Origin of the sequence: Burkholderia sp. FL-7-2-10-S1-D7, from assembly GCF_001524185.1 — a bacterium.
GTDB lineage: Bacteria > Pseudomonadota > Gammaproteobacteria > Burkholderiales > Burkholderiaceae > Burkholderia > Burkholderia diffusa.
Window position 1 is genome coordinate 38544 of record NZ_LOWY01000055.1, and the last position, 8475, is coordinate 47018.

An 8475-nucleotide genomic window follows, 5' to 3' on the forward strand; every position below is an offset into this window, starting at 1 on the left:
CAATAAAAACGCATAATGCTGATCGTTACGTTCAGTTTTCCTGATACCCATGAAGATGCTCGATCACGACGTGCTGGCCACCGTCGTCGCCGTCGCGGAAACCGGCAACATGACCCGCGCCGCCGAAGCGGTGAACCGCTCGCAGTCGGCCGTGAGCATGCAGATCAAGAGCCTGGAAGACGCGATCGGCCGGCCGCTGTTCGTGCGCAAGCCGCGCAGCATCGTGCTGACGCGCGAAGGCGAGGTGCTGCTGGGATTCGCCAGACGAATGCTGGCGCTGCGCGACGAGGCGTGGGCGGCCGTGGTGCGGCCGGAAGTGACCGGCAAGGTCGTGATCGGCGTGCCGGACGACTATGCGTCGTCGCTGCTGCCGTCGGTCCTGAAGAAATTCTCGGCGACCTACCCGAAGGTCGAGATCCAGGTGATGGGGCTGCCGAGCAGCGCGCTCGCGCCGCTGATCAAGGAAGGCACCGTCGATCTCGTGTGCGGCACGCGCATCAAGGGGCTGACCGGCGACTTCATCCGCCACGAGCCGATGGCGTGGGCCGCGATGACGAACGGGCCGCGCGTGTGGGAAGAACGGCCGCTGCCGATCGCGGTGTTCATGCCGGGCAGCGTTGCGCGCGAGAACGCGATCCGCAGCCTCGAACGCGCGAAGGTGCCGTACCGCACCTCCTATGAAAGCCCGAGCCTGCTCGGGCTGCTCAGCATGGTCGAAGCCGGCCTCGCGGTCGCGCCGCTCGCGCGCTGCGCGATCCCCGCGCAGCTGTCGATGCTCGGCCGCTCACACGGGCTGCCCGATCTGCCGCCGCTCGAGCTGATCCTCGCGCGCAGCACGAAATCGAAGCGCCCACCGTGCGACTTTCTCGCGGAGCAGTTGATGGAAGACCTGCAGCGGCAAACCGGGCAAACCGCCGACGCGTGATCAGCGCGTCGCGCCGAATCCCGCCGCGGCCAGCGCCGCGTTGACGTTCGCCGCGACCGCATCGACGAGTGCTTCGAGCGTATCGCCGCGCACGTGCGCGTGTTCCGGCGCGACATGCTCCGCACGTTGCCCGCCCCACTGCGCGCCCGACGTGACCGACAGCGTCGCGCCGAACCGGTTGCCGTGACGGCGGCCGAAGATGCTCACGCGCCGCTCGTCCAGGTACGCCTGCTCGGGCAGACAGAGACGGATCTCGACCGAGACCTGATCGGGATCGTTGACCCGCCCGGCCGGGCTGACCGTCGGCGCGAACACCTTGCCGATCCGCAACGTCACACAGGTCTCCCAGGCCGCGAGCGGCCCGCCGGCCGCGTCGACACGCTCGGTGTCGACCGACCACTGATGCCCGTCGGGCACGACGATCGCCTGATGCAGCAGCATTTCGGCCACGCGGACCGTCGTCACGAGCTGCCGCGCGAGCTGCCGGCCCGACGGCAGCGACGCCGTCCGCACGCGGCGGTTTGCCGGCCGCGCGAGACGCACTTCTTCCGTGAAGTACATGGACACTCCGTATTCAGAATCGGCGCCGCGCGAGACGCGGCGCACGAACATCCGCCGCCGGCAGGCGGGCGGACAGCACCGCGACCGGCGATCCGGCGGCGAATCAATCGAGCAATACGCAACGCATGCGCAATAACCGTTCCCGCCTCACCGGGCCTGCGGCCCGATGCGCAACCGGCGCGCGACGGGCCCGATCACCGCATCGGTCTGCTGGGCGATCAGCATGTGCAGCGTGAAGTCCAGATCCTCCGGCGCGATCTCGAAGCGCACATGGATCACGTCGCGCACGGCGCGCGCGCTGACGACATACACGCCGAGCGGCGAATGCAGCAACGCCGCGAGGCGGGCGCGTGCAGGTTCACCGGAGTCGGCCTTCAGCGTAACGGGCAACTGCAGGCGCGGGCGCGCAGGCGGGAACGGAATGACGTTGTCGCGTGCGCCGGCGTGCAACTGGCGGCCGGCGACGTCGAAGGCGGGAACGGGATGAATGAAGGTCATGGAGCGGACGGAAGCCGTCTCGGCTGTTCGACACATGCCCAGCTTAGAAGAGACCGCATAAACGTCATGCAAAAAAACGGCGCCGCAGTGCAAAAAACGGCATGCGGGCCACGGCCCGCCGTCAGCGGGCCGCACGGTGGACGAACACGCGCCAGGATCGCGCCCTTCGCGTCGGGCTCGCCCGCGTCCCGATCGCCCCGGTTCCGCGGCTACGCGAAGGCCTCGAGCGATGCGCGCCGCCGCTCGTCGACCATCGATTCGATCAGCGACACGAGGTCGTCGGTCAGCGGGTCGCAGATGCCGGGCGAGCGATGCAGTTCGAGATCGGCCGCCGGCAGCGGCGGCAGCCCGTCCGCGTCATCGAGCACGCGCCAGTTCTCGGGCAGCGTGCAGCGATCGATCATCGTCACGGCCGCGCCGTGGTTCACCGCGATCTTGATGCCGGTCGGGCTCTGGCTCGTATAGACGACGTGATACGGCCGCTCGGCCGTCGCGAGCGCCTGCAGCCCGCGCTGCCGGTAGCAGCATGTCTCGGGAAACAGTGCGAGCGGCACCGACGCATGCGGGCCGAGCGCGAAATCCCGGTGCGCGGCCCACACGACGTCGTGACGGCCGAGCAGCCGCCCGCCCGCGTTCTGCCCATGCCGAACGACGAGCGCGACGTCGAGCTCGCCGGCCTGCAGCCGTTCGAGCAGTTCGAGCGACGTCCGGCAATGCACGTGCAGGCGCGCGCCCGGCCGCAGCGCATAGAACGACTTCAGCAGGTCGGGCAGCCACAGCTCCGCGTAGTCCTCGGGCAATCCGAAACGCACGATGCCGCGGTCGCTGCTCGTCTGCTTCAACGCGATGATCGCGTCGTTCTGCACCTGGATGATCCGCCGCGCGTGGATCAGGAAATTCTCGCCATCGCGCGACAGTTCGAGCCGCCGGCTGTTGCGCATGAACAAGTGTGTGTCGAGCCGCTCCTCGAGCGTGCGGATGCGCAGGCTGATCGTCGACTGCGTGCGATGCAGTTGCCGGGCCGCCGCGGTGAAGCCGCCGCTTTCGACGACGGCGACGAATGCCCGGATCAGCTCCGGATCGAGCGAAGTCAGCTTCGACCAGTCCGGCTTCGAGAACACGCCGGGCCGCCCCAGGCTTTCCGCCCCGGCGGAAGTCCCCTTGGGGGCGTGCCCCGCTCGGGGGGGCTGGCGCGAAGCGACAGGTTTCTCAATGGCAGCCATCGGAATTACTCGCTTTCGAAAAGAAATGGGAAGACGAAAGATAGGGCTCGGAGTACGCCGATTGTTGTCCAGATGCGCTCGGCCCTCCAACCCTTGCCCGGGTATGACAAACCCGGAGCCTGCACGCGAAAAACCGTCCGCCGATCCCGCCCCGCATGCCGTCGCGGCGGCGGCCGCGGCACGCCTGGCGGGCGTTTGCGCGCCGGGCCAAGGGCTTTCCCGGAGACGACGAAAACTCATAGCCCGATCAGGAAACATCGATTCACCGGCCGCCGAGCGGCCCACCACAATCGCCTCACACCCAACCTCATCGACAAGACACCGCAATGACCGCATCTCAACCCAAGCAGCTCTACATCGGCGAAGGCTTCGAAGGCCCCGGCGTCAACCTCGCGCACATCAACGTGCTGGTCGGCCCGCGCAACGGCCCGGCCGGGCAGGCCTTCGCGACCGCGCTCGCGACGCCGTCGGCCGGCCACGCGCCGTTCGTCGTGATCGCACAGCCGGGCGTGCCGACCAAGCCGCTCACGCTGTACGTGAACAAGGCGCAGATCGCCAGCGACTTCCACGGCAACGCGACGTGGGGCGCATCGCAGGCCGGCATCGCGAAGGCCGTGGCCGAAGCGCTCGAGAACGGCACGTTGCCGCCCGAAGCGGAGAACGACTGGGTCGTCGTATCGGCGAACTGGGTCAACCCGCAGACCGACGATCTCGACGCCGTGTTCGAGAACAACTACCGCGCGTGCCGCAACGCGATCGTCGCCGCGATGGAAGGGCTGCCGCATCGCGACGCGGTGTTCGCCGCCGCGCGCGACGTGTCGAACCCGTTCTACACGCCGAAAAAGAACTGACAGACAACGAACGGCCGGCAAGGCCGCATCAGGAGGAAGCATGGAATACGTCCGCCTCGGCCAGTCCGGCCTGAAGGTGTCCCGCCTGTGTCTCGGCACGATGAACATGGGCACCCCCGAATGGAAGCCGTGGATCTTCGACGAAGCGCAGAGCGAGCCGATCGTGCGCCGCGCGCTCGACGCCGGCGTCAACTTCATCGATCTCGCGGATTTCTATTCGACGGGCGTCGGCGAGGAAGTGGTCGGCCGCATCCTGAAGCGCAACGCGCGCCGCGAGGAGCTCGTCGTGACGACCAAGGTCGGCTACGACATGGGCAGTTATCCGAACGCCGGCGGCCATTCGCGCAAGCACGTGCTCGACGGCATCGACGGGTCGCTGAAGCGGCTCGGGATGGATTACGTCGACATCTTCATGCTGCACTTCTTCGACGTGAACACCCCCGTCGAGGAAACGATGAGCGCGCTGCACGACATCGTGCGCGCGGGCAAGGCGCGCTACATCGGCGTATCGACGATGTACACGTGGCAGTTCGCGAAGATCATGCAGGCGTGCGAGCGCAACGGCTGGGACAAGCCGATCAATATGCAGCTGCAGCTCAACCTCGCGTATCGCGAGGAAGAGCGCGAGATGGTGCCGTACTGCATCGACCAGGGCGTCGGCGTGTCGGTGTTCAGCCCGCTCGCGCGCGGCCTGCTCACCTGCGAGCCGCAATCGACGCGCAACCAGACCGACTTCTTCACCGCGCAGATGTATGGCGATGCGTCGTCGCTCGCGATCGCCGAATCGGTCGCGAAGGTCGCGAAGCGGCGCGGCGTGCCGCCCGCGCAGATCGCGCAGGCGTGGGTGCTGAGCCGGCCTGGCATCGCGAGCATGCTGGTCGGTGCGGATTCCGTCGCGCAGTTCGACAGCGCGCTCGGCGCGCTCGAAACGCAGCTCACCGACGAGGAACTGTACGAGCTGGAACGCAATTACACGCCGTGCGACCTGATCAACGACTACACGGCCGGCAAGCGCATCGCGCGCGAGTCGCGCCCGGCGCAGGGCAGTTTCGCGGCGGACTGAAGTATCGAGGCACTGAAGGAACAACAGACGATGAACGAATTTCTGAGGACCGGCCATTACATCGGCGGTGAATGGCACGAATCGCACGGCGCGAGCGACGCGACCTATCCGGTGCTGAACCCGGCGACCGGCGAGACGATCGCGAAGGTCGCGAAAGGCGGCGCCGACGACACGCAGCACGCGATCGATGCGGCAGCCCGCGCCTTTCCCGCGTGGCGCGCGCTGACCGCGAAAGAGCGCGGCGCCCGCGTGAAGCGCTGGGGCGAACTGATGCTCGAACACCGCGACGCACTCGCCGAGCTGCTGACGCTCGAACAGGGCAAGCCGCTCGCGGAAGCGCGCGGCGAAGTCGCGTACGCGGCGAGCTTTCTCGAATGGTTCGCGGAAGAAGCGAAGCGCATGTACGGCGACGTGATCCCGAGCCCGAAGCCGAATTCGCAGATCGTCGTCACGCGCGAGCCGGTCGGCGTCGTCGCGGCGATCACGCCGTGGAATTTCCCGCTCGCGATGATCACGCGCAAGGCCGGCCCCGCGCTCGCGGCCGGCTGCACGATGGTGCTGAAGCCGTCCGAGGAAACGCCGCTGTCGGCATTCGCGCTCGCGGTGCTCGCCGAGCGCGCGGGCGTGCCGGCCGGCGTGTTCAACGTCGTGTCGGGCGATGCGGTCGCGATCGGCGAAACGCTGACGAGTTCGCCCGTCGTGCGCAAGCTGTCGTTCACGGGCTCGACGCGGGTCGGCAAGCTGCTCGCGAAGCAGTCGGCCGACACGCTGAAAAAGCTGTCGCTCGAACTCGGCGGCAACGCGCCGTTCATCGTGTTCGACGATGCCGATCTCGATGCGGCGGTCGAAGGCGCGATCGCATCGAAGTTCCGCAACACCGGGCAGACCTGCGTGTGCGTCAACCGTTTCCTCGTGCAGGACGGCGTGTACGACGCGTTCACGCGCAAGCTCGCGGACGCCGTGCGCAAGCTGCGCGTCGGCAATGCGCTCGCGGGTGAAGTCGACCAGGGGCCGCTGATCAACGAAGCGGCGCTCGTCAAGGTCGAGCGGCATGTTGCCGATGCCACCGCGAAGGGCGCGAACGTGCTCGTCGGCGGCAAGCGCCATGCGCTCGGCGGCACGTTCTACGAGCCGACCGTGCTGACCGGCATGACGCCCGACATGCTGATCGCCGAAGAGGAAACCTTCGGCCCCGTCGCCGGCTGCTTCCGCTTCGCGACCGAGGACGAAGCCATCGCCGCGGCCAACGACACGCCGTTCGGGCTGTCCGCGTATTTCTACACGCGCGACCTCGGCCGTGCGTGGCGCGTGTCGGGTGCGCTGGAAAGCGGGATGGTCGGCGTCAACGACGGGATCATCTCGACCGAAGTCGCGCCGTTCGGCGGCGTCAAGCAATCGGGGCTCGGCCGCGAAGGCTCGAAGTACGGCCTCGACGAATACGTGGAACTCAAGTACACGCTGATGGCCGGCCTCGGCCGCTGACCGCTGACCGCTGACCGCTCTCCGCGGTCGATCCGCGCCGCGCGCCGCCCGGCCGCGCGGCGCAACACACGGCTCTCGCGACGTCGCACGACGCCCGCGCGCCGCATGCATACCAATCCGGAGGCAGCTTGACCCAAGCCAACGTTCAATCCGGCACCGCGCGCGCGTTGCCGCTGTCGCGCGGCGCCGATGCGCCGCACCGCCCCGTCGCGCTCGACGACGTGCCGCTCAACCGTTTCCACATAAAGATCGCGGGCCTGACGTTCGGCGCGCATTTCACCGAGGGCTACACGCTCGGCACGATCGGCTATGCGCTCGCCGCACTCGGCCGGCAGATGCCGATCGACGCGTTCTGGATGGGGATGATCGGCAGCTCGGCGCTGATCGGCATCTTCTTCGGCAGTCTCGTGTTCGGCTGGCTGTCCGACCGGATGGGCCGGCAGAAGATCTTCCTGACGAGTTTCGTGATCATCACCGCGGCCGCGTTCGCGCAGTTCTTCGTGAGCTCGCCGCTCGAACTGTGCGTGCTGCGCCTGCTGATCGGCTTCGGGATGGGCGGCGACTTCACGGTCGGCCACGCGATCCTCGCCGAATTCTCGCCGCGCAAGCATCGCGGTGCGCTGCTCGGTTCGTTCAGCGTGATCTGGACGATCGGCTATGTCGCCGCGAACGTGCTGGGCCTCGCATACAGCGACGCCGCGCCCGACGCATGGCGCTGGCTGCTCGCGTCGGCCGCGCTGCCCGCGCTGATCGTGCTGGTGCTGCGGATCGGCACGCCCGAATCGCCGCGCTGGCTGCTCGGCAAGGGCCGCGTGCAGGAGGCGCGCGCGATCGTCGCCAAGCATTTCGGGCCGCACGTGATGCTCGACGGCTCGGCCGAGCCGCATGCGCATGGCGGCTTCGCGCGGTTGTTCCGCCGCGACCTGATCCGCCGGACGATCTTCAACTGCGCGTTTTTCGTGTGTCTCGTGATTCCGTATTTCGCGATTTACACGTTCCTGCCGACGATCCTGAAGACGATCGGCCTCGCCGAAGGTTTCGGCGCGGATCTGCTGCTGAACGGCTTCCTCGTGCTGGGCGCGCTGATCGGCATCTGGCTGACGATCCGGCTGTCGCGGCGCGGCTTCCTGATCGGCTCGTTCGCGGTGACGTGCGCGTCGCTCGTCGCGCTGGCGGTGCTGCCGTCGTCGGCCGCACTCGCGATGATCGTCGCGTTCGCGATCTTCACGCTGACGATGTCGGCGTTCAGCAACCTCGTTGGCGTGTTCCCGCCCGAGTGCTTTCCGACCGAGGTGCGCGCGAGCGGCGTCGGGCTGGCGATCGCGTGCAGCCGGCTCGGTTCGGCGATCGGCACGTTCCTGCTGCCGGTCGGCATCGCGACGCTCGGCTTTCACGCGACGATGTTCGCGCTGGCCGGCGTGCTGCTGGTGGGGATGATCGTGTCGATCGCGTGGGCGCCGGAGACGAAGCACCTGACGCTGGAGGAGGCGTCGGGGCATTGACGATGGAGGCAGGCTTCGTGCTTGCCCGCGGCGTCGCGCTCAAGCGCTTTCGCATCGACACACCATCGACGCACAGCGCGTGCGCCGCGGTGATGCGGAATACGATTTGAACGAACCCGGCCGAGGCCGGGTTCTTGCATGCTTGTCGGCGGTTTTTCGTGTTCGCGGCGAGAAGGCGGGGTTGGCGAGCCCGCTCAGACCGGTAGCGACGGAAAGAAACCGCATGCCTCGCGTCGTCAACGATCGTGCCGATCTCCGTTCTCGGTAGCGATCGTTGACAGATACAGCGACCGTAAGAGACGGTTTCAAAATGGCCCCTTGGGGCTGTTAACTTTCGCGACGAGCTGTTAACCTCAGGCATCGGAACAAC

The 8475-nt window shown here is 67.6% G+C and carries 8 protein-coding genes; 5 read left to right on the forward strand and 3 right to left on the reverse strand.

What is annotated here, in order from left to right; all coding sequences use genetic code 11:
* The first annotated feature begins 49 nt into the window (after positions 1–49).
* Entirely contained in the window at positions 50–925 is an 876-nt protein-coding gene (locus WS75_RS18860) for a LysR family transcriptional regulator (protein WP_059605089.1), read from the forward strand.
* On the opposite strand, the gene WS75_RS18865 is transcribed toward WS75_RS18860, so the two are convergent.
* The 3 genes from WS75_RS18865 to WS75_RS18875 form a co-directional block, all read right to left on the reverse strand.
* Entirely contained in the window at positions 926–1486 is a 561-nt protein-coding gene (locus WS75_RS18865; RefSeq protein WP_059682032.1) for a hypothetical protein, read from the reverse strand. It abuts the gene before it with no gap.
* 147 nt (positions 1487–1633) lie between these two features.
* Positions 1634–1984 (reverse strand): hypothetical protein, encoded by a 351-nt coding sequence (locus WS75_RS18870; protein WP_059682035.1) that lies wholly within the window; start codon positions 1982–1984, stop codon positions 1634–1636.
* 209 nt (positions 1985–2193) lie between these two features.
* Complete coding sequence (locus WS75_RS18875) at positions 2194–3105, reverse strand: LysR family transcriptional regulator (protein WP_059682037.1); 912 nt, start codon at positions 3103–3105, stop codon at positions 2194–2196.
* 428 nt (positions 3106–3533) lie between these two features.
* On the opposite strand from WS75_RS18875, the gene fae reads away from it, so the two are divergent.
* From fae to WS75_RS18895, 4 genes are all read left to right on the forward strand, one after another.
* Positions 3534–4058 carry a formaldehyde-activating enzyme gene (fae, locus tag WS75_RS18880; RefSeq protein ID WP_059682040.1) on the forward strand — a complete coding sequence of 175 codons (525 nt, stop codon included), beginning with the start codon at positions 3534–3536 and terminating at the stop codon, positions 4056–4058.
* 40 nt (positions 4059–4098) lie between these two features.
* Positions 4099–5121, forward strand: a complete 1023-nt coding sequence (locus WS75_RS18885; RefSeq protein ID WP_059682043.1) for an aldo/keto reductase — start codon at positions 4099–4101, stop codon at positions 5119–5121.
* A 30-nt stretch (positions 5122–5151) separates the two neighbouring features.
* A complete protein-coding gene (locus WS75_RS18890) occupies positions 5152–6603 on the forward strand; it encodes an NAD-dependent succinate-semialdehyde dehydrogenase (RefSeq protein ID WP_059682045.1) in 1452 nt (483 codons plus the stop codon).
* 167 nt (positions 6604–6770) lie between these two features.
* Entirely contained in the window at positions 6771–8105 is a 1335-nt protein-coding gene (locus WS75_RS18895; protein ID WP_257129409.1) for an MFS transporter, read from the forward strand.
* The last annotated feature ends 370 nt before the right edge of the window (positions 8106–8475 follow it).

What these genes read in the sequence shown, in the direction of transcription:
- WS75_RS18860 (WP_059605089.1), top strand. Translation starts at nt 50, where the DNA reads ATGAAGATGCTCGATCACGACGTGCTGGCCACCGTCGTCGCCGTCGCG.
- WS75_RS18865 (WP_059682032.1), bottom strand. Translation starts at nt 1,486, where the DNA reads ATGTACTTCACGGAAGAAGTGCGTCTCGCGCGGCCGGCAAACCGCCGC.
- WS75_RS18870 (WP_059682035.1), bottom strand. Translation starts at nt 1,984, where the DNA reads ATGACCTTCATTCATCCCGTTCCCGCCTTCGACGTCGCCGGCCGCCAG.
- fae (WP_059682040.1), top strand. Translation starts at nt 3,534, where the DNA reads ATGACCGCATCTCAACCCAAGCAGCTCTACATCGGCGAAGGCTTCGAA.
- WS75_RS18885 (WP_059682043.1), top strand. Translation starts at nt 4,099, where the DNA reads ATGGAATACGTCCGCCTCGGCCAGTCCGGCCTGAAGGTGTCCCGCCTG.
- WS75_RS18890 (WP_059682045.1), top strand. Translation starts at nt 5,152, where the DNA reads ATGAACGAATTTCTGAGGACCGGCCATTACATCGGCGGTGAATGGCAC.